The 24,638-nt window shown below is 59.5% G+C and carries 21 protein-coding genes; 6 read left to right on the forward strand and 15 right to left on the reverse strand.

The window, feature by feature from the left end:
• The first annotated feature begins 221 nt into the window (after window positions 1–221).
• The gene (locus BGIM_RS0115460; protein ID WP_020470662.1) at window positions 222–995 is read left to right on the forward strand and encodes a hypothetical protein; all 774 of its coding nucleotides are present in this window, start codon (window positions 222–224) and stop codon (window positions 993–995) included.
• Window positions 996–1,145: 150 nt separating this feature from the next.
• The gene (locus BGIM_RS50530; RefSeq protein WP_020470664.1) at window positions 1,146–1,571 is read left to right on the forward strand and encodes a DUF2784 domain-containing protein; all 426 of its coding nucleotides are present in this window, start codon (window positions 1,146–1,148) and stop codon (window positions 1,569–1,571) included.
• On the opposite strand, the gene BGIM_RS0115470 is transcribed toward BGIM_RS50530, so the two are convergent.
• The 5 genes from BGIM_RS0115470 to BGIM_RS0115490 form a co-directional block, all read right to left on the reverse strand.
• Window positions 1,552–3,516, reverse strand: coding sequence for a hypothetical protein (locus tag BGIM_RS0115470; protein WP_020470665.1), 1,965 nt, complete (start codon window positions 3,514–3,516; stop codon window positions 1,552–1,554). The two genes, BGIM_RS50530 and BGIM_RS0115470, sit on opposite strands and share 20 nt — an antisense overlap.
• A 244-nt stretch (window positions 3,517–3,760) precedes the next feature.
• Complete coding sequence (locus tag BGIM_RS0115475) at window positions 3,761–4,360, reverse strand: 5-formyltetrahydrofolate cyclo-ligase (RefSeq protein WP_020470666.1); 600 nt, start codon at window positions 4,358–4,360, stop codon at window positions 3,761–3,763.
• 17 nt (window positions 4,361–4,377) lie between these two features.
• A complete protein-coding gene (locus tag BGIM_RS50535; protein ID WP_020470667.1) occupies window positions 4,378–4,779 on the reverse strand; it encodes a hypothetical protein in 402 nt (133 codons plus the stop codon).
• Between the two features lie 211 nt (window positions 4,780–4,990).
• Window positions 4,991–5,944, reverse strand: a complete 954-nt coding sequence (locus tag BGIM_RS0115485; RefSeq protein ID WP_020470668.1) for a DUF1559 domain-containing protein — start codon at window positions 5,942–5,944, stop codon at window positions 4,991–4,993.
• A gap of 199 nt (window positions 5,945–6,143) precedes the next feature.
• The gene (locus tag BGIM_RS0115490) at window positions 6,144–9,551 is read right to left on the reverse strand and encodes a PVC-type heme-binding CxxCH protein (RefSeq protein ID WP_020470669.1); all 3,408 of its coding nucleotides are present in this window, start codon (window positions 9,549–9,551) and stop codon (window positions 6,144–6,146) included.
• 95 nt (window positions 9,552–9,646) lie between these two features.
• On the opposite strand from BGIM_RS0115490, the gene BGIM_RS0115495 reads away from it, so the two are divergent.
• A complete protein-coding gene (locus tag BGIM_RS0115495; protein ID WP_157369029.1) occupies window positions 9,647–10,309 on the forward strand; it encodes a DNA-3-methyladenine glycosylase in 663 nt (220 codons plus the stop codon).
• A gap of 15 nt (window positions 10,310–10,324) precedes the next feature.
• Here BGIM_RS0115495 and BGIM_RS0115500 read toward each other — a convergent pair whose 3' ends face one another.
• From BGIM_RS0115500 to BGIM_RS0115520, 4 genes are all read right to left on the reverse strand, one after another.
• Window positions 10,325–11,386 (reverse strand): SGNH/GDSL hydrolase family protein, encoded by a 1,062-nt coding sequence (locus BGIM_RS0115500; protein WP_020470671.1) that lies wholly within the window; start codon window positions 11,384–11,386, stop codon window positions 10,325–10,327.
• Between the two features lie 25 nt (window positions 11,387–11,411).
• Window positions 11,412–12,812, reverse strand: a complete 1,401-nt coding sequence (locus BGIM_RS0115505; RefSeq protein ID WP_020470672.1) for an MBOAT family O-acyltransferase — start codon at window positions 12,810–12,812, stop codon at window positions 11,412–11,414.
• Between the two features lie 235 nt (window positions 12,813–13,047).
• Window positions 13,048–13,809, reverse strand: a complete 762-nt coding sequence (locus tag BGIM_RS0115510) for an alpha/beta hydrolase (RefSeq protein ID WP_029630076.1) — start codon at window positions 13,807–13,809, stop codon at window positions 13,048–13,050.
• A gap of 392 nt (window positions 13,810–14,201) precedes the next feature.
• Entirely contained in the window at window positions 14,202–14,897 is a 696-nt protein-coding gene (locus BGIM_RS0115520) for an adenylyl-sulfate kinase (RefSeq protein WP_020470674.1), read from the reverse strand.
• A gap of 318 nt (window positions 14,898–15,215) precedes the next feature.
• Here BGIM_RS0115520 and BGIM_RS0115530 point away from each other — a divergent pair, with 318 nt between their 5' ends.
• From BGIM_RS0115530 to BGIM_RS0115540, 3 genes are all read left to right on the forward strand, one after another.
• Complete coding sequence (locus BGIM_RS0115530; RefSeq protein ID WP_157369031.1) at window positions 15,216–15,617, forward strand: HEAT repeat domain-containing protein; 402 nt, start codon at window positions 15,216–15,218, stop codon at window positions 15,615–15,617.
• A gap of 107 nt (window positions 15,618–15,724) precedes the next feature.
• Complete coding sequence (locus BGIM_RS0115535) at window positions 15,725–16,147, forward strand: hypothetical protein (protein WP_020470677.1); 423 nt, start codon at window positions 15,725–15,727, stop codon at window positions 16,145–16,147.
• Between the two features lie 147 nt (window positions 16,148–16,294).
• Window positions 16,295–17,107, forward strand: coding sequence for a hypothetical protein (locus BGIM_RS0115540; RefSeq protein ID WP_020470678.1), 813 nt, complete (start codon window positions 16,295–16,297; stop codon window positions 17,105–17,107).
• Between the two features lie 88 nt (window positions 17,108–17,195).
• Here the strand turns inward: BGIM_RS0115540 and BGIM_RS0115545 are convergent, their stop codons facing one another.
• The 6 genes from BGIM_RS0115545 to BGIM_RS0115570 all read right to left on the reverse strand — a co-directional run bounded on the left by BGIM_RS0115545 (window position 17,196) and on the right by BGIM_RS0115570 (window position 24,528).
• On the reverse strand, window positions 17,196–17,888 hold the full coding sequence (locus BGIM_RS0115545) for a hypothetical protein (protein WP_020470679.1): 693 nt from the start codon (window positions 17,886–17,888) through the stop codon (window positions 17,196–17,198).
• A 207-nt stretch (window positions 17,889–18,095) separates the two neighbouring features.
• Window positions 18,096–18,998 (reverse strand): hypothetical protein, encoded by a 903-nt coding sequence (locus tag BGIM_RS0115550; protein ID WP_020470680.1) that lies wholly within the window; start codon window positions 18,996–18,998, stop codon window positions 18,096–18,098.
• A gap of 12 nt (window positions 18,999–19,010) precedes the next feature.
• Window positions 19,011–19,676, reverse strand: coding sequence for a YdjY domain-containing protein (locus BGIM_RS0115555; RefSeq protein ID WP_020470681.1), 666 nt, complete (start codon window positions 19,674–19,676; stop codon window positions 19,011–19,013).
• Window positions 19,677–19,756: 80 nt separating this feature from the next.
• Complete coding sequence (locus BGIM_RS0115560) at window positions 19,757–20,818, reverse strand: hypothetical protein (RefSeq protein WP_020470682.1); 1,062 nt, start codon at window positions 20,816–20,818, stop codon at window positions 19,757–19,759.
• Window positions 20,819–20,864: 46 nt separating this feature from the next.
• Window positions 20,865–22,283 carry an outer membrane protein assembly factor BamB family protein gene (locus tag BGIM_RS0115565; RefSeq protein WP_020470683.1) on the reverse strand — a complete coding sequence of 473 codons (1,419 nt, stop codon included), beginning with the start codon at window positions 22,281–22,283 and terminating at the stop codon, window positions 20,865–20,867.
• 244 nt (window positions 22,284–22,527) lie between these two features.
• Window positions 22,528–24,528, reverse strand: a complete 2,001-nt coding sequence (locus BGIM_RS0115570; RefSeq protein ID WP_020470684.1) for an FG-GAP repeat domain-containing protein — start codon at window positions 24,526–24,528, stop codon at window positions 22,528–22,530.
• Window positions 24,529–24,638: the final 110 nt, after the last annotated feature.

Genomic DNA, 24,638 nt, shown 5'->3' on the forward strand with positions numbered 1-24,638 from the left:
AAGTCCGCCGTGGCGGTGTCGGGTTTCGTCGTTGTCTTCTTGGACTTCGCCATGATTTGTTTCTCTGTTTGGAGTTTCATGAACTCTTCTCAATGCGAATCGCGTGCCTAATTGCCGCTTCGGGTGATTCACGCGGGCCAACTTGATGGCGGCGAGTCAAATAGTTCAAGTTAACGGGTTTGTAAGATGAGCCGGAGCAAAACTCCGAAGGGCTTTCCATCATGGACTTGTTTCCCGAATCGCTCTTTTTGCTGCCGATCGTTGTGATTGGGTATTATTTGGGCTTTCCCCTGCTCATTTATGCGAACCAGAAATTCCCCGCCCGTCCGAAGATGACGGAACTGGACATGGAGGGCCTCGACCCGGACCATGCGGAGTTTTTCATGAGGCAGACACGCGCGGTCATCAAGCTGGGATTTGACGAGCCGACCCTTGTTCAAATGGACAACGCCGCCCCGCTGGTCAGCACGTATTTAATCATGCTGGTCAATCGCCCGACCGGCGACAAGGCGATGGTGACCGTGATCGTGGGTCGCGGGGACACGCCCGAGCAAACCGCCTATCTGGAGTTCAGCACCCGCTTCGACAGCGGCGAGGTGTTCGACACGCACAACTCCGCGACCCTCAGTGCGTTCCCGCCGGGGCCGCAGACGGTCCGCACGCAGGTTCCGATGGTGACCGATCCGAGGGAGCTTTTTGAGCTACACACTTATGTCATGGGCAAACACCTCATTGCCTCCAAAAAATTCGTGTACGAGCCGGGGCAGGCGCTCGAATACCTGATCCGCTACGCCTTCATCAAGACGTATGACATTCAAGTCAGCCGGGGCTGGTTGTGGCTCGACCCAAACACGGATGCCTACCGCCTGACGCTCAGGGGCGCCTTCCTGATTGTCTGGGGACTCCAGCAACCGTTCAAAACCTTCCGAAAAATGATCCTGAACCGACGAGCCACGCGAACGCTCCAAGAGTTCCGGCAGGCCCGCGATGTTTAAGAGCGAACCGGCGAATTCTGGTCGGATTACCCAAGATTTTCACCGGCCCGGCGAAGCCAATCTTTCATGAAGGGAGAAAACAAATCCGGGAATAAACGGGTAGTTTTCGCGTCATTCCCATAGAGACGCCCTGTGAGGAGGAACATCGCCATGTACGGTTTTCTGGCTGATTTGATGGTAGCCATCCATGTGGGATACGTGGGCTATGTCGTTCTCGGGCAGCTTGTGATCTGGCTGGGTTGGGCGCTCGGCTGGGGCGGGATTCGCAATGTGTGGTTTCGGCTTTCCCATCTGGCGGCCATTGGCTTTGTCGCCTTTGAGGAAGCCATCCAGATGCGCTGTCCGCTCACGGATTGGGAAGAACACTTCCGAGAACTGGCCGGCCAGCCGGTCTCGGGCGAAACATTTGTCGGCCGATTGATGCACTCGCTGATCTTTGTTCAATTTGAGGAATCGTGGCCCTACACCGTCATTCATCTTGGCTTCGCGGCCTTGGTATTCGGCACATTCATCCTGTGCCCGCCCCGGTTCCGGCGGTGTCCTTCGGCCAGCCAAGCTAGCCCCGCAGTCGGGTGATGACTTTGCCAATCGGCGTCTCACCCTTCGCTTCCGCAAGGGCTTCCATTTCTTGCAGTGCCTCCGGCGGCACAAACCAAGCGGCCGGGGCTTCGACGGTGTTGGTGAATTCGACCATCTGAAAGTAATCCGGCCCGGCGGCGTCCAGAAAGCCTCGGGCGATTCCAGCAAGCACAGGCGAAAAGTCTGGCGACATCGGCGAATCGCCAATCCGCACCAGCAGAATCTTCGGGGCCACTTGTTTCAACAAATCGGGATGCCTCAACGCTTCCTCCAGCCACGCAATGGCAAGAACCAAGCCGCCGTCATCGCGGGTTTCGTTCACCACCTTCCGGGTGGGAACCGTTGGCAGTTCCGCCGTCGGCGACAACACCGGCAACCCGCTCGCCATCCGGACGGCGGTGGCCAGCGGCAGCGTTCCCTGATTGCCGAACACGCGGAAGAGTTCCCATCCGATGGCCGACTGGCCCAGATAAGTCAGAGGCCCGAGGTCGCGGTTGGACATCAACACCCGTTGGCCGTCGTCCGTTCGCGGCGAGAACACCAGCGAGGGGCGCCAGCCATCCCGCTCCCCTTTTGAGAGAGAGCCGAAGGTTTGTTCCAGTTGCTCGTTGAGCAGAACTTTCCAGGCGTCTTCCAGCGCATCGCCACGATCCCGCGAGACCGACAACGGCAGCAGGCATCGAACGGCATCATCAAGCAAGCCCGCGCGAATCACCGGCGAAAAGGCATCTCCGGCCAGAAGGCGGGCGAGGTCTTTGGGGCAAAGGTGGCGGCCATGCAGCGAGAACTTGGCCACCCCACCCAACTGGCTCGGTTCCTGCAACGCGGCCACATGACAGGCCGCCCCGAGCATTGCCCCGCCGGACCCGGTGATGAGATGAACGCGATGCGTGAAGCCGGGAAACTCCCGGTTGAGCCGGTCCAGCGCCAGATTGACCCACACGGCGCCGGCCGATCCCGGCCCGGAGACGCAGAGCAACACCAACGGCCCATTCGCCGGGCGCGGGGCGTCGAACCACGGCATCGGCGCCAGTTCCGGCGGCAACGCGGGTCTCGGCGGATCGTTCAAATTCACCGGCTTGTCGTAAGCGTTGCCGAAGCCGCGCAACCGATGAGGCCGGACCCGTGTTCGCAAAAACACCAGCGCCAGCACCAGCATCGTGAGCGGCCAGAGCGAACCATGCCAGAAAGTGACGAAACCATAGGCATGGATGGCGAGAATCAGCCAAATGCTGACGACCATCGCCGGGGTGGCAAAAGTGTCTCGACGATCCGCCGAGCAGGCGATGCCGACCACAACCGCCAGCACGACATGGATGAACAGCAGAACGTGCAACCCGGCTTCGTTCGGCGAGGCATCCGCGAGATCGACCTTCCAGCCGAGCAATTGATAAAAGGTCGCCGGGTGATACCAGCGGATGAATTCAATCCCGGCGACGTACATGGCGACGCAACCCAACATCCCCGCGAGCATCGGCCCCGCCTTCGGGAACAGTCCAAGGCTTCGCCGCCGGTTCGCGGCCCCCAACCCGGCGTAAACGCCCAGCAGGAAGCTGCCGATCACAATGACACTCACCGTCGAGGCAAACAGATACCAATACAGCGGCCGGGTATGCAACGGGCCCAGATCGGTCCCGACGCGGAAACTGGCGGGCGGCCCGACCCACTCCCGCAGGGACTCCGGGCTTGTGCGCTGGCGAACAGCGTCATCCAGCATGAAGGCGACGATGAGAAGCAACAACAACGGATGAGCCAGCGCCAGCCCGTTCCGCAATCGCCGCCGGGGATCGGGGTGCCACAGCAATTGCGGCACGCCGACTGATTTTCCCACCCGGCCGAACAGAGCCAGCAGGATCACGACCCCGACCAGGACGAGCGGGAAATGCCGCCACAGGCCGAAGAGAAATTGATGCCCGGCAAACTCGATCAATTGTTGCAACACGAGGAGGGGTTCCCGGAAGAAGAGAGGGGGTTATTTATGCAAAATCAGTCAGCATCGTTTATCAATGATCCCAAGAGCCCGCTGCGTGAATCCTCAAGAGCCCCACTGCGTCAGCGGTGGGGGTTGTTTTTTAAATGTGACAGCTACCCCCACCGCTGACGCAGTGGGGCTCTTGAGGATTCACGCAGTGGGGCTCTTGGGGATTTCGCACAACATGCCGGCTGGGTTTGCATTCATGCGAAAATCACTTCCGGCCCTTGCCCTCGTAAACCGCCATTTCCGTGATGATTTTGTCCATGTGGATGTCGTGCGGCGCCATCGGGATTTCCGGGAAAAGCTGGCACTCGAAGGCGAGGGCCACCAGCGGCGTGTCCGGCCGGGAGTGCTGGAGGAGCTTGTCGTAATAGCCCTTGCCGTGGCCCATGCGGGCGCCGTGGCGGTCGAAGGCCACGCCAGGGACCATCACGAGATCAAGGTCTTCCGGCTTGCATTGCTTCTCGGGGAGGCCGCGCAGTTCGGGCTTGGGTTCGAGAATCTTGTACATCCCGACCGCGAGCTCATCCATGTTTTCGAGATGGAAGAGTTCCAGTTCTCCCGCCTCGTTGCACCACGGAACGATGATCTTCTTGCCATACGCCAGCGCGTCCGGCAGAGATTGACGAGTACGAACCTCGGAGCGCACATCGATGTAAAACATCACGGTCTTCGCCGCCGTGTAGGCGGGGAGGGCCATGAACTTCGCGCAGATGTTGGCGCTCAGTTCATCCTTGTTCGTCTGGGCGTTCCGGTTCGCGTGGGCCTGCTCCCGGAGTTTCTTCTTCAATTCGGCAATGTCTTCGGTCATCGGTCTTTTTCCGCTCGTTACTTGGACCGCATCTCAAACTTGAAATCGTTCGGACCCGAGGTCTTCACGTCGGCGGTCAACTCTGTCTTGGAGTTATATCGAGCGGGAATGTAATTCTCGACGGGAACCCCCATGCCCGTGTCCTTCCCCCCGACGACCGGCCGGGAGGCGGAGATTTCCACCTTGTAGGCGCCGGGGGAAACCTCCAGTTCAAACTTGCCCCCCTTGATGGTCGCCCCCTCCGGCCGACCCTCGGCACTGGTGGGCCGGAAGGTGATCGACCCCTCGGCCAGCGGCGATTCGTCAAAGGTGGCCGTGCCGGTGACCTTCATCATTTTCGGCCCGCTGCCGCCGCAACCGGCCAGCGCGGCCATCGACAGAAACAGAACCAACACACGGACTTTCAAAACGACATTCATCGATTAACCTTGTGGGTGAGGAATCATTGCATTCGGCAAATTCAACGGACATCTTGTGTGAGATGCTCAAGAGCCCCACTGCGTCAGCGGTGGGGGTGGCCGTCACACTCTGGAAGTTACCCCCACCGCTGACGCAGTGGGGCTCTTGACATTATTGGCACATGGATCGTTGGCACATGCTGCTTGATTTGGAAATAACACACGGTCACCATCAGTTCCCGGCCGGTTCGCCCCCGGCCCGTGTGCCGAGATTCAGCCAGGTGGCCGGGGTGATCGAGTTGGAGACGAATCGGCTGGAACCGTCCGCCTGTCCCACCAGCACGCCGTTCGTGTGATAGCTGCGGGCCGACATCACCATGTTGTCCGAGGCTTGGTCGCACGGGGCCATCGTGATGCTCTGGCAGTACGAAAGCCGGTCATGCACGGTGGAATTCGGGGGGTTCAGGGTGCTGAAGATCACCGAACCGCAGTGGGCGTTGTTCCAATAGCGACCTCGGGTGTCGTGGCCGGTGATGTCCTTGGAGATGATAATTTCACCCGTCATGGCGGTGTTGCTGGTGCCGTCCGTGACATCGGCCATCCGGACGACGGAGGCGGCAAAAAACATCCCGTTCAGGTTCGTCCCGCCGGTCGGGGATGCGGTGGTGTTGATGGTCGTGGACCCGGAGCAACCGGCGTAGTTACCGTGCGCCCCTTGGTCGGGCGAAGAAGACCATGTTGTGTTTTTGGGGTTGGCCGGGTCGGACGGACACATCAAGGTGGAGATGGGAATCCGGTAGGCGTTGCCGGTGATGGAAGCGGTGCCGTACAGAACATTCATGGCCCCGCCGCCCTGCCGATAGGCTTCGAGGGCGTTCCAAGTGTTTGTCTGTTCCAGATACGGCAGGCACATCAGCATCCACGTCCGCCGGTCGGCCGTCGTGGAGTTGTCCGTCCCGAAGGGATTGCCCACGGTGCCGGGGGGAAAGGTCGAGTTTGTGTCGTGATAGTTGTGGACGGCCAGCCCGATTTGCTTGAGGTTGTTGGAACACTTCATCCGGTTGGCGGCCTCCCGGATCTTCTGCACGGCCGGGAGCAACAACCCGATCAGGATGGCGATGATGGCGATCACCACCAATAACTCAATCAGCGTGAAACCCCGGTGCTTTTGTTGGATACGAATCATCGGCGATCATCTCCCGGACAAGGGAAGGCGTAAGAAAAATGGCGGGTGTTGACGGCGATGGACGAAACCACCGTTCAACAGTTGGATAGACCAGTCTTGTAACCGGAAAATTTGGCGAATGCCATTAGAAAATGATGAGGCGCGAACATTAATTCAAAGGAACGGGTGTCTCAATCACACCCGTTCCCTCACGGCACGATCACTTCAACGAACTGAGATACTCGATCACATCCAAAAACTCGCTCGGGGCCATCACGGCGGCCTGGCCCTCGGGCATGCTGCTCTGCTTCAGGACGGTCTTCGTCTCGATGTCTTCGACCTTCACCGTCTTCTTGTCCTTGCCGTCGAACAGGACGATTTCCTTCGGCGTCTCGCTCACCACAAGGCCGGTGATCGATTTGCCGTCGGCGGTTTGGATGCGGGTGGAAAGATACTTCTTGTCCACGTCCGCGTTCGGGTCGATGATCGATTCGACGATTTTGAAGCGGGTCAGCCGGGTGCCGACTTTGTCCATGTTCGGGCCGTAATCCTGGCCCTCGCCGTTGCCGAGGCGGTGGCAAGCGGTGCAGTTACGCACGAACACCGCCCGGCCGTTGCTCGGGTTACCCTTGAGGCCCGCCAAGGCGGTCATCGCTTTGTTGCGTTCCTCGGCCGGTTTGGGTTCTGTGCTGAGAAGCGTTTGCAGGAACGGCAAGGCGGCCCCGCCGGTCTTGTTCGAGGCGACGATGTCGCCGAGCATCTTGTGACCGACCGGGTTGTCCTTCTGAATCTTCCCGGTCAGATAGGTTTGCCGCCACGCCGGTTCGTTGGCCCCGAGGGCGGCGTCCACGGTGTACGTCAGCCAGTAGTCCATCGGTTTCTTGGCGACTTCCAGCACGGCATCCATTGCATCTGGCGTCGGATGAAAACTCAGCCCGCGGACGGCTTCTGTTTTGACGCGAAGATTAATACTCTTTGCCGCAGCCTTGAGCATCTCCAAAGAGCCGGGGATGCGGTCACGTTCCTCAGTCAGGATGCGCACGGCAGCAGCTTCCGATCGAGACAAATCAGCAAGCGATGCGGTATACGATTTCCCCGGCTCCCGCACCGGCGGCAACACTTTCTTGAGCAAGTCCACATCGATGGCATGGTGACTCTGTTGAATCCACAACGCTTCACACCGAAGGCGTGCGTAGAGAAGATCTCGATCAACATGGTCCGAGACCGTATTTACCGGATGTTGCTTCTCTTGCTCATCCAACTTTGCGAGCCATGTTTTGATCGCGGCCAGCACTTCTTCCACCGGCCGGTCTCGCAGTTCGCGGCGGGCACGATAGCGGGTTCGCCATTCGTATTCGCGGAATTGTTCCAAGATTTCGGGGATCGACTTTCCGAACTGCGTCACTGGCTTCACCAAGGGTTTGTCCTTGCCGACGAGACGATAGACCCGGCCGCGAACGTGGTCGCGGTTCGGGTCTCGCTGGCTGTATTGCATGTGGCCGATCAGGGCGTTGGCCCAGTCGCCGAACCACAGGGCGCCATCCGGCCCGATTTGCGGGTCGGCCGGGCGGAAGTGTTTGTCCGTCGAGCGGATCAGGTCATCCGGCGTCTTCGCATCTTTCTTGATGCGGTCCCCGTGGAACCCGGCGCCGTCGTCCTTGATTTTGAAGCGGGGTAGCCCGTTCATGTTGATGACGCAAGCGTAGGTGAACTGCTTTTGAACCTCATCCGGCAGATTGCGGCTCACCAGCCATTCGCAGCCGAGGGCCGGCCGCATGCCTTCTTGATTGAAGACGAACTGCATCCCCTTGCGCCCGCCATATTGGGCGCCGGAAAGGGGCGTGTCCCAGGCATGGTTCGCGGTGGTGCCGTCGCCGACGATGCCCTGGCCCCATTCGTCGAACACATAACACCACATGTTGTACATCCCCGGCAGGGTGAATTGCCGGACCTTCTCCGAACGCGGATCAATCACATAAGCCCCGCCCGCCCCCTGGCTGCGGTGCGGCCCCCACGGGGTTTCGAGCGTGGTGCTGGTGGCGATCCCTTCGAGCAAATGCAACTGGCCGCCGTGGCCCCATTCCCAGCCCCCTCGGTGGTGGGTGTCGTCGGTGGCCCAGCCGTCGAAGAGGTAAGTCACTTCGTCGGCCTTGTCGTCGCCGTTGGTGTCCTTGAGGAACAGGATGCGCGGTTGATCCATCACCAAGACGCCGCCGTTCCAGAATTCAAAGCCGGTGGGGCAGTGCAGTTTGTCGTAGAAGACTGTGCATTTGTCGGCTTTGCCGTCGCCGTTGGTGTCTTCGAGGATCAGCAAACGGTCATTCGGTTTCGGGTCGCCCGGCTTCCATTGCGGGTAGTTCGGCATACAAGCCACCCACAAGCGGCCCTTGTTGTCGAAGTTCATTTGCACGGGCTTGGCGAGTTCCGGGAACATCGTCTCATCCGCGAACAACTTGATTTCCATGCCCGGCGGGACAGTGCAACTCTTGATGAAGTCGTCCGGCGTCAGGTAGCGAAGTTCTTCGGCTTCGGAATACTTTTGGCCGGGAGCGCCGAACCGCGTTTGCGGCACGAAGAGATCGCCGGTCTTGCTGTCATCCGGCTTGTCGGCCACTTGTTTGCCACCGGCCATGTCCCAGATGTACTGGTCGCGGACGGCCGCCATTTTGCGGAGCTTCTGATATTCGAGCGGGAAGGTTTCCGTGTCGAAGGTGCGGCGGCCGCCGTAGACGTACCAGCCGTTGACCATCCGGTAATCTTGCTCATGCGTCCAGGCTTTGTCGTTGACGGCCGCCCGGAGTTTTTCAAAGGCGACGGTGTCCGTCACCGGCTTGGCGGCGCCGAAGAGGCCTTCGTCCAACAACTTGCCGAGTTCGCGGTCACCGGCTTCGTTCATGTGAACGCCGTTGATCGTGAACTGCATTCCCGGTGTCTTGGTGAACAGGGCCAGCGTCGGCGTGAACACGTCGAGGAAGGCAATGTCCCGCTTCTTGGCAACGGCGGCGACCGCCTCCGCATAGAGTTTGAGGTTGGTGTTTTCCTTCACGCCATCCGGAAGGAACTTGTCGCCGGTCGGCTCAAAGGCAATGGGGGACACCAGCACAAACCGGGGCTTGGACTTCGCGTCGTCCCGCGGATATTTGTTCGCCACTTCGTCCAGGTATCGCTCATAATCGGCTTTGAATTTCTCCACGCCCGCCGGGCCGGCGAAGGATTCGTTCCAGCCGAAGAAGAGGAAGTAAGTGTCCGCGCCGAAGGCGGTCATCGGGTCGTCGATCTTCGTGTAATCGGCCGACCGTTGATGGATGGAGACTTCCTCGGCCGGGCGGGCGAAGTTGCGCGCGGCGAGGTTCTTGCCCGCGAACCGCAGTTGCAGGAGCGTTTCAAAATGCCCGTAAAGATTCATCCGCTCGGCGGTCGAATTGCCAAGCAGGGCAATCCGTTCGCCGGTGATGAACTCCAACGGCAGTTTGCTCGGCGGCAGATCGGGCTTCTTCGGCCGGGCTTCTGCCGGAATGGAAGTGATCGGCTTGGGTTTGGGATCTTTTTTGCCGGTCTGGGCCGTCAGGCTGACGGCCAGAATACCGGTGACGGCCAGGGCCGTCAAAAGTCGTCTGTTCCAACGCATGGTGAGAGGATTCCTACAGGCGGGCGGTATCAGGTTTGCTTATTGTCACAAAACAGAGACGATTGGCCAAGGAACCCGATTCGGAAGGGTCGGACATGATCGAACAGCATTTGCAGGCAGCCCGAGAGTTAATCACCGAAACCGCCTTATGGGCCGGCGGACGGCCGCATCGCATCAACGAAGTCGAGGTCTATCACAATTCCGAGGAACACCCGGACCCGTTTTGCCATCGCAACGAATTGCAATCCACCTGGCATCGCTGGTGTTTCCATCGGCAGGGAACGAACTATCGTGGCGGCAGTTTCAAGGGGCTGGACCTGACCTTCGGCCAACCCGGTTCCTTCTGCGGCGTGTTGATCCGGACGCTGGAATTGTGGGATGGCTCCCCCATCGAAGGGCCGTCGTTGGTGGTCGATTTTCTGTTGCGAATGACGAGGTTTCCCCATGTCCGCGATCTGGATGCCGCCATTGGCAAGCGGACGGGCTGGGATGACACCTCGCCGATTCATTTGAAGAAGATCAAGCCACGCGAACAACCCATCTTCACCTCGGCAAGAGTGGGATTATCGTCGAAGCATACGGATGAATACCGCCATCGCCCGTACCGGCTGTTTGTGTTGCCGAACCGGATGAGGAAAGGCCGGCCTCTCATCGTCCAACAAATGATTCTGGAGGGCCGGACGGACGATGAGATTCACCGGCTAACCGGGATGCGGTTAAACGATGTCAGGCGTCACCGCGAATCGGCATTGTCCTGAACGCGCCCCCCCTCTTCAATCGACATGCTCCGACCACCTTGGAACGAGCAACCGGCGGGCGAGCCAGCGAGAGAAGACGATGCTCCCCTCGGGGGTGGTGTGGTGAAAATCGACGAAGAGGTGGTCGGGAATCACCGCGTGCGCGTCGACAAATTCGACCCCGTGCTTCTCCTGAATTCGCTTCAGAATCTCATGGTAGGTTTCGTTGATCGGTTGCGTTTTTTCACGAAAAACGCTGCTGAGCGGGGCGCCGACCAGCACGACCGGGATGTTGAGTTCGCGGCAGCGGGTCAACATCCGGTCGAGGGCGTCGAGGGCATTGCTGTTTGGCCCGAAGGCTCTCAATTCCCGCCAGCCAATATCAACGCCCTTGCGGGCCAGTTCCGCTTCGCCGGGAGTGAGGGGACGCGGGCTAAGTTCCTTGTTCCAATCCGCCTCAGAAAGAAGCGGTCTCGGCAAGTCGGCCGACGACACCTGCGATTCTTGCGGTGGTGGAAAAACACCGGTTGAAGCCCGAATGGATTTGCGAATTTCGTAGCGATGCCGGTACAACGGCACCAACCGGGCTTGGATGAACCGGCCCAGTTGCCCCGACACGGTGAGTTCGCCCAAATGAGTCGGCGTGTTGTCCCAGCGAATCTGCCGGGCGACGTGCCAGTTGTACCAAGGGGTGTTCCGGGTGATCGTTGTCGGCGTCATCTCGACAATCACCAGCCCCGGCCGGTAACCGGCATCCAGAATGTTGTTCAGGGCCAGTTCCATGGCGATGGCATCCGAACCGCCGACGGCGGCATGGAAGGCCCGAAAGTCACTTTTTCCGGTGGCGGCGCGGACCTCATGAGTCAGTTCGGTGGCGTTGACACATGCTTGAAAGCGGGAACTGCCGAGGACAATGACATCAGGCGAACGGGGCTCCATCGCCAGACTGTCCAGCATGGACCGCATCATGGGAAAGCGGATGCCCGGCCGGGCGTAATCAAGGACCAGACCGCCAGCGAACTGGATCAAGAAAAATCCGGCCAGCGCCCAGGACAAGACGCGCCGACTGCGACGGATATCCGGTCGAACGTGTCTCATGGCCGGCCTTCCAAGGTTGGTCCCCTCAAAACTGGAAGTAAATAAATCCCTTGCCGTCCTCGGGCATCAGCAGAAACACCATCACCGCCGCGGCGCCATACGCCAGCCCCGCCACCGGGGCGGGCAGGCGGGCGAACACCCGGTCCGCCCAGCGTCGGTCACGCAGCAAGTGTTCGAGGGCGACGGCGACGATGAGGACGAGCATCAGAGTGGAAGTCTCGGCATTCAGGTGATTGGCCGCCGTCGGCCAGAAGACCCGTTGCAGGATCGCCCCCGCCGCCGACAACGAGGTTGCCCGGAAAAACACCCAGCCGACACAGACGCACAGGAACGTGATGGCGATGCTCGCGACCGCGGGAATTTGCCGGGTCAACGCCCGGCCCGAAATCTGTCGGTGCAGAACCAGCAGGGCGCCGTGCAATGCCCCCCAAAGCACGAAGTTCCAACTCGCCCCGTGCCACAGGCCGCCGAGAACCATCGTCAGCAACAGATTGCGGTTGGTGTTCCAAGCGCCGTGGCGGCTGCCGCCAAGGGGGATGTAAAGGTAATCCCGCAACCAACTGGAGAGCGAGATATGCCAGCGATGCCAGAACTCGGCGATGCTGGCCGCCAGATACGGCAGGTTGAAGTTTCGCCGAAGTTTGAAGCCGAACAAATGGGCGAGGCCAATCGCCATGTCCGAATAGCCGGAGAAGTCGCAATAGATCTGGCACGCATAGCCAACCATCCCAAGCCAGCAGGCCGCCGAATCGTAATCCCAAGGGCTGGCGAATATTGGATCGACGACGACGGCCAGATGATCGGCCACCACCGCCTTCTTGGCGATGCCGATGAGGATTAGCCGCATCCCGAGGGCGGCCCGGTTCCAGTTCCGCCGTTTTGGCTGCCGGGTTTGCGGCAGAAAATCAGCGGGCCGCACAATCGGGCCGGCGATCAGGTGTGGAAAGAACAGGATGAACAGGGCATAGTTCAACAGGTTGCGTTCGGCCTTCACTCGCCGCCGATAAACATCGACGATATAGCTGATGGTCTCGAAGGTGTAGAACGAGATGCCCAGCGGCAGGATGATGTTCAGCGTCCGGGCGTCTCCGCCGAAGCCGAGCCAGTTGCCCAGCCCGTGCAGATTGTCGAGGAAGAAATTCGCATATTTGAAGAAGGCCAGCAGCCCCAGATTAATGCTGATGCTGCCGACCAGAATCAACCGGCGAACGCCCTGGCCGGTTTGCTTCTCCAACGCCAAGGCGGCGAGAAAATCAACCGACGCGGAGAAGAGAATCAGGAGGATGAGCCAGGGATTCCAGCTCATGTAGAAGACGACGCTGGCCCCGAGCAACCACGCCATCCGCGCGCGATGCGGCTTGATGGCCCAATAGACGAGAAACACCACCGCGAAAAAATTCAGAAACTGCTGTGAGACGAAAAGCATCGGAGATCGACATCCTGATCAAAATCATCCAACAGTCGTCAAAGGCGCGACGCCGTTGCTCGTCGTCGGTGGTGTTGGGCGAGTTGACGGTAACATTCAAGCCGCCATCATGCCGGACCGACTCATGGACTCATATCCAAGATCACGGCCGGGTGTCAACAGGAATTGTCCAACCTAAAAATGATCCGACGGGCGTTTGCGAGTCACCCGTCTTTTCCAGTGAACGGAACCGGCCTCACAGCGTGGCGTGATCCATTTCATCATCGTCCTGCGCGTCGTAAGCGTTGTCGGCGTTGATGTTGCGGATCATCCAGCGGTTGACATCCCGGAGGGTGTCCGCGTGGAGGCGGTGCGTCGTCGGGTAGGTGTTCAGCGTCACATCGGCCCCGGCGGTGTGCAGGGCGAGGAAGTCGCGGCGGGCCATTTCCAGCGGGATCATTTCGTTGGCGGCTCCGTGGGCGATCAGCACCCGCATGTCCCCCATGTTGTCCTTGGGGAACAACGGCCCCTCGGCCGGGCGGGGAATCATGCCGTTGATGGCGATCACCCCGGCGAACAGTTCCGGCTTGGTCATCGCCAGACGGTAGGCCACGGACGCCCCTTCGTGAACGCCCATCAGATAGATGCGTTCCGTGTGGACATGGTAAAGCCGGCGGGTTTCCTGGATCGCCTTCACCGTGTATTCGGCGAGCCATTGATCGGAGGGCTGGCCCCAGCCGAAGGACTTCAGGCCGTCGTCGTCGCGGGTATTGAGGATTTCCGGCCCGCGAAGGCTGATGGCGATGTGGTTTCGCCGGCTGATGCGCGGGGCGTACCGCAACACTTGTTCGTCGCTGCCGCCGTTGGCGTGAAACATCACGATCAACGGGTAGGCGTAATTGTGTTCGTACCCTGTCGGCAGGAACGTCCGAACCGGGCGTTCTTCCAATTGAGGGAGGGGAGTCTCGTAGAAACCCTCGCTCGGCATCAACAATGACCCGATCAGACTGCGCGGCATGGTGGCAACACCCTGGGTGATCCGGACGCCCGCGTGATCTCTGGGAAGATCGTGCAAGGCGTCACATCTGGCGCCGTCGTTCCGCTGCTCATTTCGGAACGTGTTGGTTTCCCAACCCGGCGCTACTTGTAAACTTCCGTCGAGGGGATTCCTCGATTCCGGGCAAGTCTACGTTGGCCAAAAACAGCAGTCAACGAATCCGATTCCCATTCTTGAGGGAAACTTCCTTGTTTGAGTTGCTTTTCGACCATGCGTGCCGGTCGGGACAGATGGGGCGCAAAATCACATTATGGGAATTGGCGCAAAGTTTAGCGACAGGATAAGAGAACCGGCCGCGAACGGCGAGCTTTGCGCCCGCTCAATCGCCATAATCGGAATTTTCGGAACCTGGCTTATCCAACAAGGCCTTGGCGCTTCAAATAGTTCAGAACCAGCGCCACCCCTTCTTGTGTCGTCACCTTTCCGGTGTCGATGGTCAGTTCTGGATGATCGGGAGTTTCGTAAGGATCGTCAATTCCGGTAAAACCAGCGCCCTTGCCGGAGGCGATGGTCGCGCGGGCCTGCTTGTACAATCCCTTCGGGTCTCGCGATTCGCAAACATCGATTGCCGTGCATACGTGGATTTCAATGAACGGAATCGCCCCGGCCTTGTTCTTCTCGTGGATGGCGCGGGCGGCCTCGCGGTCCTTGCGGTACGGGCTGATAAAACTGGTGATGGCGATTAATCCGGCATCCGCGAACAGCCTCACGACTTCACCAATGCGGCGGATGTTTTCCACGCGGTCCTCGGCCGAGAAGGTCAACCCGAAACGATTGGCGGTCGTTTCCGAATAGCCGCGTGTTTCGACAAGCGTCTTCGGACTGGCGTTCAGCCCAAAACGGACATTGTCCCCGTCAAGCACATAGCTGGCGTGCCCAAGCTGAAACAACACTTGCTCCAAGGCGACCGCCAGCGTGCTCTTGCCGGACCCGGACAACCCGGTGAACCAAAGAGTGCAACCCTTCTGCTTGAGCAACCTGGCCCGCTCCCCGGCCGTGACGGCCCCCTCATGCCAGGTGATCTGCGTGGCCTTGATTTCGGCGCCCATGTCGTTTCGTTCTCTCGGAAGAGGCCCGCTGTTCGGAAACCAGTATTATCGCCAACGAATCGGATAATGGAAGGCGACCCGGAAACGGCGGGAAAATCGCGTGAAGACGTGATGCCCGGAGAATGTTTCCGGCCGACTAATCAGCCGGAGAACACCTGAGAAAGCTTGCTTATACTCATGAAAGGGGTCTTGGCTGTTGCCGTCGGACTCATGGTGGAGATGATGGTTGGACTGATTTTGACAGACGGCTAATAGCACCATGCTGAACCGCACTTTCTTCAAAGTGCTTTGATTGAAATTGATTGGATGGAATTCATAATGGAAAATCAATCGATACATTCACTGACAGGCATCGTTTGTGAAGGGGATATGGATGTCCGAGTAGCTTCCATTGATAAATTGGCTGAAATTGAATCGCCTATTATCTCTGAATTTTTCTACGAATTATTGAATGATCCGGATCCATATATTCAAGAAAGAACCAGTCTTGCTCTTTCAAAATTCCCTTCAACCACAACGGTCGGGCATCTGCTCAATCTTTTTGAGGCGATATCACAGAAAGGCGCCAGGACACACTATGAGGGGAGAGTCGTCACCGCAATAGTAACAACCCTTCAAGTTATTACTCTTCAAAACTATGGCTATGACGTGGAGCTTTGGAGAGAATGGGCCAAACGGACGCACAATGGCGAGATCGATTCAAAGTCTGCAAACTCCTAATCCGGCTGGTCGGCGGTCGTCGACCAGCCGGGGCAAATCGTCATTCGTCGCATAAACAAAGGGTTGTTTTTCAGCAATTGGGTATTCGGCAGAAGAGGGCTTCAGAGATGGTGGCGCTTTTCACGGTGGATAACCCCCTTGAGTTGAACGTTCTTTTGCGGGCGCTCTTCTCGGCCAAATTTTACGACCACGCCGATGGCCCCGAGTTGGCAGGCAGTCCGTTCATGTCCCGCTTGTGCGAACGGGCGATGGAATCGTTCGCGAACGCCCAAGATGCCGGACTTCTGCCGGGGAATTCCGAACGGATGCGCTCAAAGCATCCGGACGCACGGGTGGTTGCGTGTGTCCGCAGTCATGTGGCGGCAATCGCGGCCGGTGAAGGGAACTGGCCGCAGTGGTCCGCCGACGAGCGGGCCAACTGTGTCCGTGAGCTTTTCCGGCCGTATGTGGCCGATGAATCACTCGTCCGAGAGCTGGCTGATTGCGTGCCCGACTCCGAACCGCGTCCCGTGGCGGATGGCGGAGCCTGAATGGTTTTCCGGAAACGCAAGTTTGTCGGCCTCGTCACGGTAGTGTCAGGCGCCGAACCATCTGCCTCGGCGGCCCGTCATTAGTTTTTGGCCCGTTTTGCGTTCCCCTGCGGGCCTCCGTCGATGTCGTCAGGGAGATTCGCAAAGATGTCATCCGAGTCAGATCCCCCGCTGTTCGAAAATCGGTGGGCCAAGGAGGCGGCCGCGAACACGGTCCTGCGACCGTTTTGCCAATGCCTCGACCCGCAATACGACGGAGACCCGGCGTGGCTCGACGATCCGGACGACAACGACTTGGCCGACGACGAACAAGTTGGCAACAGCCGGTGGAATGAATTAACGCTGCACACGGAGGTTCAAGACACCTCCCGCCCCGGTTGGGTGCGTCTTCTGGAACTCATCGAACAAGCCGCGAGCGACCAACGGGAAGAATTTTCGCCGGGGCGGGAGATGACCCCGGAACAATGGACTCAAATTGTGACGCTACCCCCAAGCATCGCCAAACTCAAATCGGTCAAGCATCTGATTCTGTACGGGAGCAGCCTAGTCCGCATTCCCCCGGAAATCGGCGAAATGACCAGCCTCGAACAATTTACCCCTTATACCTCGTATCGCCTTCATTGGTTTCCCTACCAGATCACCCGATGCGCCAATCTCCGACGTAGCACGGTCAGCACTCGGGCTCTGTACGGCAACTATAAATACCGCCCGCCCTTTCCAAAGCTGCCGCAACTTCATGAGGCGAATACGCCAGCCAGATGCAGCCTCTGCGACGCCCCTTTTGGGGAGTCGGCGCCGATGCAATATTGGGTGTCGTTGGGCGTGGGCACGGATGTGCTGCCGTTGCTGGTTCATGCGTGTTCTCAACGGTGTTTGTCGATGATTCGCACGCCGCCCAAAGATTACGTCCAATTCCCACATCAGGGCGGGCTTGAGCTGGCCCAGCCGGCTCCTTGGTGATGAGCCGGAATATCGGGCTGATGCAAAGCGTTTTGGACGGTTCGTGTCGGCCGCCATCGGAAACCCGTATTCTTGCCAACCAATTCCATCAATTATCCCCGCCGGAGTCCCTTCCTCGCGGCAATGGCGACGAGCGGCGGGGCTTTTGGCCTCTTCCTCGTTGGACGAGCCAGAGGATCAGGATGATCGGGAGCAATATGCCGAGGACTTGCCCCATCATCCGCGGGATGTTCGCAACCTCATCGGGGGCTGACGTGTCAACATTGGAAGCAAGGATTTTGAACGAGGAGATGAACTTGGCGGCGTCGGGATGCTCGCGGGGATCTGTTCCGAGGCCCACCGCCAGGATCTTGTACACCTTTGAATTGACGAGGCTCACGCGGAACACCATCTGGCAATGGCTGTCCTCATTTTCCCCCTCGAAGACCAAGGCGAATACCTGACGGTCCCCTTGGTCTTCGACAGAGGAATCAATCAGTCGGACATTTTTTTGGATTTCAGACAGTTCCGCGAGGACGACTTGCTCAAGGGCCGTCTTGTCGATTCGTTGCGCGCCGGGTGGCGCCGGGACCACCGACACCAGCAGCCTGATTTTTCCATCTTTCGAGTTCCATTCCCCCACGACATCCGCGTCCGGTGGAGCCGGATCGAACCGGGCCAAGTCGGGCCGGGCGACGGAGATCGCCCTGTCCGGCGTATGCCAGTCGACGGCCTTGGAAGTCACGGGACCGGCCAACAGAAGGCCGATGCTCGCCAACACTTGGGCGACGACGATTTTCATTCAAAATCTCCGGGTGACCGGCATCAGACGACGACGAGAGACAATACAACGCCGGAAGCCGCCCAAAACGGTGTTGGATAATGCCAAAAGCATCAAACACCCCGGAGAGATCCGGGGTGTTTGATGCAAGTCGTCTAATTTGGCGTAACGGATAAGCTTTTGGCGAGTCGATGCGAGAAACTTTTCATTATTGGACTTCCCAGCCACTTACGGTTTCGGCGCCGGCGGCGGGGTCAGAAATCGATTCGGGTCTTCCGACGGGACAACCTTGAGGGTGGCCTGGCCGGCGAATTCAAACGGTTCCGGGATGGTCAGTTTCACGAAGGGAACCGTCGTCTCACGGAGGGGCAACAGCAGTGAGATGACGCTTTGGGCGGTGAATTCAACCGTGGGGTCGGCCAGCGAGGCCCGTTCGGGGACGGGCTTGTTGCTCAAGATGGGGAGTTCGGCCGGCTGGGTCGGGTCGCGCATGGGCTGGATGTGCAGCGCGCCCACTTCCGGGACGATCATCGCGGGCAACGACGGAACGGCCGGGGCGAAATCGGGGGCGACCTTTTCCGGCAGCGACATCGGCTGAATCTCCCGGCGGTTCGGCAATCGCAGGGTTTGCGGGTTGCTGGCCGCATCCGGAAGCAGCACGCTGGCGTTGTCCAAGAACGCGGGCAAGACTCGCTCGCGGGGGGACATCACCGTGCGCCCGGGCATCGTTGCCGGAGCCTTGGGCGTCAGCATGTCGCCCAGCAATTTGCCGCCAGTGTCGCCGGGAAAGGCGAACGACTTGGCCGCCTCCACGGGTTCGGCGGGCGTCTTCGGAGCTTCGGTCTTTGGTTCGGCTTTCGCCACCGCTTTCGGCTCTGGCGGCGTTTCGGCCTTGGGCGAAGCCGTTTTCGGCTCGTCGATCTTGGCCGTCACCGCCGGGGTTTCCGGCTTGGGCGTGTCGGTCTTGGGGGCTTCGCCTTTGGAGGGTTCGCTCTTTGCCTCGACCACTGCCGTTTCCACCTTCTGTTGGGCGGGTGTGTTGCCGCAGCCGGCAAGGAGGCCGAAACCGAGGAGGAGGAAAGCCAGCCCGGCGCGTTGTCGAAGCGTGCGGGCGGTCATTGTCGTCTTCATGGGGACAGATCCTTACTTGGCGGCAATGGCTTCGATGATGATCTTCACAGGGGTGCCTTCCTTCGGCAGCAACGTCGGGTCCACTTCCAGCTTGATGTATTCGGAGTCCTTCATCGTCAGCGAGGTTTGGCAGACGGTTTCATCGGTCACCGGGTAAACGGCGATCAGGGTGCCGGTCAGGTCGGCCCCGTAGGTTTCGTCGGGCTTTGTCGGGTCCGGCTTGCTCATCACGGAGCCGGTGAAGCGGAACTTCACATCCTTGGGGAAGGGCTGCTTGGTCTTCGGGTCCAACAGGAAGCGGTGGATGCTCAGTTTCTTGGTGCCGCCGCCGTCCGGGATTTCCAGCATCACTTTGACTTCCGGCCCGGCCGCCTCGGCCTTGTCCCCCCGCGCCGGTTTGCCTGGCTTGAGGCCGAGCCCTTCGAGCGCCTTGTGAACATCGCTCGGCTTCACGTCGATAGTGACAACCGTTTCATGGGCCTTCTTCCCCTTGGGGTCCGGCCAGCAAGCGATGACTTCAATCGGGTAAATCTGGTCGTACTTGGCGAGCTTGCGCGGGGCCACCTTGGCCTCAATGCTCACGGACTTCTTCACCGGGTCCACCACGAGGCCGGGCGTATCCGCTTGGAGCAACGCGGCGGCCAGCATCATCGCCGGGAGGGAGAGCAGGTATTTCATGACAAACGTCCTTTTATGAGAACCTTGATGTTTTATTTCCGGCCAATAGCCAAGGCTTCGGCCAACCAGTCCTTGTTGATTCACTGCTTGGTCGTGATGGTCAACGTCCGAAGATATTTGCCAGTCACCCACGCTGAACGGTCCTGCTTGGAAAGTTCCTTGCCACCAGTCTTCTCGCGAAGCTCCTTCATCATCTGGTCAGTTTTTTTCTCGATCAAAAAATGTTCGGCCAGAGCCTTCCTGGCCTCATCCTCTGACTTGAAAACGGACACTTTATACGTCTCGGACCCGGTCCCCAGCCCGCGATTCCCGACGGCTTGGAATTTCGGAAGAATGCTCGCGATGATATCCCCCGATTTAACCGGCCCGGCGGTGAAATTGTCGTAGCCGGATACTTCTTGCATGAGTTCCCATTGCTCATCAGGAAGGGAAAAATCAACCTCGGTCCGCTTCATGATCGTCTCGGCCAGTTTCCAGAGAGGTTCCGAGGTGGTCGGCTCAGTCACGGTCACCAGTATCTTCGGAGCAGGCTGGAATGCAACCATGCCCTTGGATTTTTGAGAATACGCGGTTCTGTCACCAATTTGTTTGATGAGCCATTCTGGCTGGCCTTTCGCCAGAGCCGAGAGGTCGAATGGCTCCCGGAGAAAGTACGTGACAATACTGGTCAGACCGGGCGGGCCGGTATGGGTCACCCGGCACTCCACGTCGGAGACTTTAAGGGCATTCACCCCCAAAATCGGCACGGGAGTTGAAGTTTCACCGGGCGATTGCGGGCCATAATCGACCAAATGCACGGAGCCAGCCGTGCCGGGCATGAACGCGAATCGGCTTTTCGGCAGGTCACGGGTGGCGACAGGATTGCCGACCTTTGCTCCGCCGCCGGAGAAGAACAGCAGCCAGGCGCCAACGCCAACACCTGCGAGCAAGACCAGCCCGACGCCCCCGACGACGAAAACGATGACGGCGTTGGGGCCTTTTTTCCCGGCCCGCTTGGCGGCGGACTTTTTGCCTGTGTCTTCGCGGCCGCCGACCCCGGACTCTGTTGTTTTTGCCCGTTTAGGGGCGGGGCGTTCCTCCCTCTCATCATTACGAGGCCGCCGAGAGTGGGGCGCTGCGTCGTCCAAATCATCGTCCTTCATCGGGCACTCCGCTCAAATGATTCTGCAAGGTTTTTTGTTTTCCAGACTACTTCCCGCCCAGACACATCGCCGCCGTCGGCTGGCGGGCGAAATCACCTTCCAGATTGCACGTGCCCAGATAAATCTTGCCGCCGTGGACGGTGACGCCGCCGTAGTTCATGCCGGGGAGTTTTACCGGGTCTTTGCCCAAATCCAACGTCCAGACAGCGAGGCCGGTTTTGGTGTCCACGGCATGGAGGACGCCCTTGAGGTCCGGCACATAGGCGATGGTTCCAACCACGGCGGGCGGGGCGAAGACCGGGGCCTTGCAGTCATAGATGGAGACGCGGGCACCGTCCGTCAGCGAGAAGGTGCGGAGCTTGCCGTCGGTGGCGGTGAAGATGGCCGCGTCTTTCGTGAGGCAGGCACACCCGAGGACGCCGCCGGGGATGTTCTTCTTCCACTTCTCTTTGCCGGTCTTGAGGTCAATGGCGATCACCTCGCCCTTGGCGCCGTCAAGCAGTTTCGGATCGTATGAAATGCTGGAGGTGGTGACGATCACCGTGTCCCCCATCACGGACGGGCCGCCCCAAGGGTTCAAGGTCAGCGGGGCTTTCCACACTTCTTTGCCGGTGGCGGCATCAAGGCAGAACAAGGCCCGTTCGCCGAGTTTTTCTTTGTCGAGATAGGCGCTGGCGGCCAGCACTTTGTCCCCGGCGACGAGGATCGGGGCGTCAATGTGCCATTTGGTTTTGCCCTGAGTCCACACGACTTTCGGGGCCGGTTTTAGCAGTTGGTCTTCGGTCGGCGGGATGGCGAAATCGGGGTCTTTCTTCTTGTCGGCCTCGTACTTCACTTGAAGCGATTTCCAATGATCGGCCTGCAACGCGGGAATGTCCTTGATGCCGAGTTCCTTGCCGTTGAGCGTCAAGGTATTGAGATCGACACACATCACGCCAGCCGAGCCGCCGCCGACGTAGACCTTGCCTTCCGAGATGGCCGGGGAACCTTCCATGTGAACCAGTTCGCCGGGGACATTGAGCGCCCACAACAGGAAGCCGCCATCGGCCGGGAGACAGTACAACACGGCTCCGTCCGTCTGGTGCATCCCCTCGCCAAAGATGATCTTGTCGCCGATCACCGCCGGGGAACTCACGGTCGGCAGCCGTAGAAACGGGGCAGTCTTGTTCCAAGTCGGCTTGACGGCCTTCGCATCCTTCGGCGAAGCGGCCAGTGCCAGCACGTTCGGCCGGTTAAACGCCCCGATGGCCGAGAACAACACGGAATCGCCCGACGGCACCGGCGAGGCGACGAAATGCTCGTCGCTCTTCATGGCCCATTCCAATTGCGGAACGGCCGACGGCCCCGCCTTGCCATCGGTGTTGCCGGTGCGTTGAGCGTTGCCCCGGAAGGTGGCCCAAGGGGCATCCTCGGCCACCGCGACGGTGGCGAGGGAAAGAAGCAGGAGAGGGAGATATCGGAACATATCACTCGTTGATGATGGTCTGTTGGAAGGTCCGGCATATGCCGGGAGCCGGTAACCTCACCCCCCCACCCCCTTCCCTAAGAAGGAAGGGGGAGCAAGAAGGTGAAAGCCGTTTCTATGTAGGTCAGGCTTTCTAGCCTGACAGATCTGTCAGGCTAGAAAGCCTGACCTACGTCGCCGAAACTTCTGCCCTCTTGCTCCCCCTCTCCGTTTCGGAGAGGGGGCCGGGGGGTGAGGTTGCCTCTCACTTCTTCATCGGCGGCATCGGAGTCGTCGCTTCCGGCTTGGCATTCCAGCGCACCCTCGCCGGGGCGTCGGTCACGATCAGTTCGCGGGCTTGGGTTTTGTTGCCGTCCTTCAATTCCATTTGATACTTGCCCGGCGGGAGGACCAGACGTTGGTTCACCCCCGGCTGGCCACGGGAGTCGGCCATCACCAGTGAGCGGGAGAAGTTCACGCCGTTACCGGAGACTTTCAGGAGGGCGTTGGTGCCGAACATCTCGGCGGGCAGGTCGAGGTTCACGGCCGTCGCCTTGGCGGGGAGTTCTTTGTTGCCGAGCAATACCAATGAATCCTGGCCTTCATTGGCGAGGACCAAGTCGATCTTCCCGTCGTTGTTCAAGTCAACGAGGGCGAGGGCTTGGGTGTTGGTCACTTTGCCAGTCAGGCCCACTTCGGCGGTCATGTCCTTGAAGACACCGTTGCCGACATTTTGCAGATAGCGATTCGAGCCGCGAAGCACGCCGATCATCACGTCCGGCAGGCCGTCGTTGTTGAAGTCGCCCCAAGCGGCCGAGGTGGCGCCGGGGATCGGCTTGGCGAGGTCGCCCGATTGGGCGGTCACGTCCGTGAATTTGGCGGTGCCGTCGTTGCGGAAGAGTTTCAGCTTGCCCGATTCCACGGCGAAGACATCCGGGAGGCCGTCGGCGTTGAAGTCAATGACATTCAACACCGCTTTTGATCCGTCGAGCTTCAGGCCGGTGTCCGGTCGAACGAAGAAGCTGGCGCCGTTGTTGATGAGCAACACCCCGGAGCCGACGCCGAGCAGAACGTCCGGCTTGCCGTCGCCGTTCATCACGGCAAGGCTTTCGATGCGGTCGAGGCGAAGCTCTTCCAGCCCCCATCTTGCAGAAACGTCGTCAAAAATCGCGTCCTTGGCCGGTTGCTTGAGATCGGCCGGTCGCTTGTTCAGATACAATCGCAAGCCGTTGAAGGCGGTCGCCACCATTACGTCCGGCTTGCCGTCGCCGTCGGCATCAAGGAAGGCGGCGGCCGTCGCCCCGGCGACATCGCGGGGGAGATAAGCGGTGTCATCGCGGAAGATCCCGCCACCCATGTTGGTGAAGAGTTTCGCCCCCATCGCGGTCGCCAGCAGCAAATCGGGCTGGCCATCGCCGTTGTAGTCGCCCCAACTTGCGGAACGAGCGCCCCCCCGGTAGCCCGGCAACGCGACTTCGCCGAAGGCATCCCCTTGGTTCTGGTAAAGCTTCACCACACTGGTGGAAACCACGCACAAATCCGGCTTGCCGTCACCGTCAAAGTCCACGCTGGAAACGGCTCGGGCGTCGGCATCCACCTTGCCCAAGGCGCCGATGTGGCTGAAGCCGGTGCCGCCTTGGATGCGGCGAATGTCCTCGGCGCCCCACCCGGCGAAGTCTCGCTTGGGGTCATAGGAGATGTTCTTGAGGCTGGTCTTGAGCCGCATGATGCGGCCGGCCCGTTTGTGTAGCAGGTCTTTGTTGTCCTCCATCGCGGGGACGATGGCCTCTTTGTTGTCCATGATCGTCCGCACATAAGGCAGCAACCGCTCAGCCTTCCCGGCGTAGCTTCGCAGCAGGAACGGCTCCCCGTGGGACATGCCGTAGAGATCGTCCCCGTTCTTGTAAATCTGATACCAGTACAAGTCGATGCAGGTCTCGCACTGGCCGTCCTTCATGAAGAAGATGGCAATTTTCCCCGGTTCGGCCCAATCCAGCACCGTCTTGGTTTCGCCTTCCTTGAGTTGCCCGGTGATGACGTGCCGGACGGTGGGGGTGGTCATCTTCCCCTTCACATCTTCGACCTTCTCGTAGACGATCAGGCTCTTGGCCTTTTCCACGCGAGTCACCCGCAGGATAGTAATCATCTGCGACTGGTTAATCACGTCCGCAAGCGTCATCGGCGCTTCGATGTACGCCCGGACGGGGGCGGCCGTCGTGGCGAGGAGAAGAGCCGCCGCCAGCAGAGAGCGTTGGTATTTGAACATTGGAAAGACCCTCCCGTAAGCAAAGGCATTTCACGCAAAGTGGCAAAGAAGCAAAGCTCGCCAAGGATCGACGAACCAATGAGCAAGATCGCCTGTGATGATAGATCATT

The sequence above is a fragment of the Zavarzinella formosa DSM 19928 genome, assembly GCF_000255705.1.
GTDB lineage: Bacteria > Planctomycetota > Planctomycetia > Gemmatales > Gemmataceae > Zavarzinella > Zavarzinella formosa.

Coding starts and splice junctions, on each gene's coding strand:
- BGIM_RS0115495 (WP_157369029.1), top strand. CDS start 9,647: ATGATCGAACAGCATTTGCAGGCAGCCCGAGAGTTAATCACCGAAACC.
- BGIM_RS50535 (WP_020470667.1), bottom strand. CDS start 4,779: ATGAATGTCGTTTTGAAAGTCCGTGTGTTGGTTCTGTTTCTGTCGATG.
- BGIM_RS0115505 (WP_020470672.1), bottom strand. CDS start 12,812: ATGCTTTTCGTCTCACAGCAGTTTCTGAATTTTTTCGCGGTGGTGTTT.
- BGIM_RS0115490 (WP_020470669.1), bottom strand. CDS start 9,551: ATGCGTTGGAACAGACGACTTTTGACGGCCCTGGCCGTCACCGGTATT.
- BGIM_RS0115530 (WP_157369031.1), top strand. CDS start 15,216: ATGGAAAATCAATCGATACATTCACTGACAGGCATCGTTTGTGAAGGG.
- BGIM_RS0115555 (WP_020470681.1), bottom strand. CDS start 19,676: ATGAAATACCTGCTCTCCCTCCCGGCGATGATGCTGGCCGCCGCGTTG.
- BGIM_RS0115565 (WP_020470683.1), bottom strand. CDS start 22,283: ATGTTCCGATATCTCCCTCTCCTGCTTCTTTCCCTCGCCACCGTCGCG.
- BGIM_RS0115475 (WP_020470666.1), bottom strand. CDS start 4,360: ATGACCGAAGACATTGCCGAATTGAAGAAGAAACTCCGGGAGCAGGCC.
- BGIM_RS0115460 (WP_020470662.1), top strand. CDS start 222: ATGGACTTGTTTCCCGAATCGCTCTTTTTGCTGCCGATCGTTGTGATT.
- BGIM_RS0115520 (WP_020470674.1), bottom strand. CDS start 14,897: ATGGGCGCCGAAATCAAGGCCACGCAGATCACCTGGCATGAGGGGGCC.
- BGIM_RS0115540 (WP_020470678.1), top strand. CDS start 16,295: ATGTCATCCGAGTCAGATCCCCCGCTGTTCGAAAATCGGTGGGCCAAG.
- BGIM_RS0115485 (WP_020470668.1), bottom strand. CDS start 5,944: ATGATTCGTATCCAACAAAAGCACCGGGGTTTCACGCTGATTGAGTTA.
- BGIM_RS0115535 (WP_020470677.1), top strand. CDS start 15,725: ATGGTGGCGCTTTTCACGGTGGATAACCCCCTTGAGTTGAACGTTCTT.
- BGIM_RS0115560 (WP_020470682.1), bottom strand. CDS start 20,818: ATGAAGGACGATGATTTGGACGACGCAGCGCCCCACTCTCGGCGGCCT.
- BGIM_RS0115570 (WP_020470684.1), bottom strand. CDS start 24,528: ATGTTCAAATACCAACGCTCTCTGCTGGCGGCGGCTCTTCTCCTCGCC.
- BGIM_RS50530 (WP_020470664.1), top strand. CDS start 1,146: ATGTACGGTTTTCTGGCTGATTTGATGGTAGCCATCCATGTGGGATAC.
- BGIM_RS0115500 (WP_020470671.1), bottom strand. CDS start 11,386: ATGAGACACGTTCGACCGGATATCCGTCGCAGTCGGCGCGTCTTGTCC.
- BGIM_RS0115510 (WP_029630076.1), bottom strand. CDS start 13,809: ATGCCGCGCAGTCTGATCGGGTCATTGTTGATGCCGAGCGAGGGTTTC.
- BGIM_RS0115550 (WP_020470680.1), bottom strand. CDS start 18,998: ATGAAGACGACAATGACCGCCCGCACGCTTCGACAACGCGCCGGGCTG.
- BGIM_RS0115545 (WP_020470679.1), bottom strand. CDS start 17,888: ATGAAAATCGTCGTCGCCCAAGTGTTGGCGAGCATCGGCCTTCTGTTG.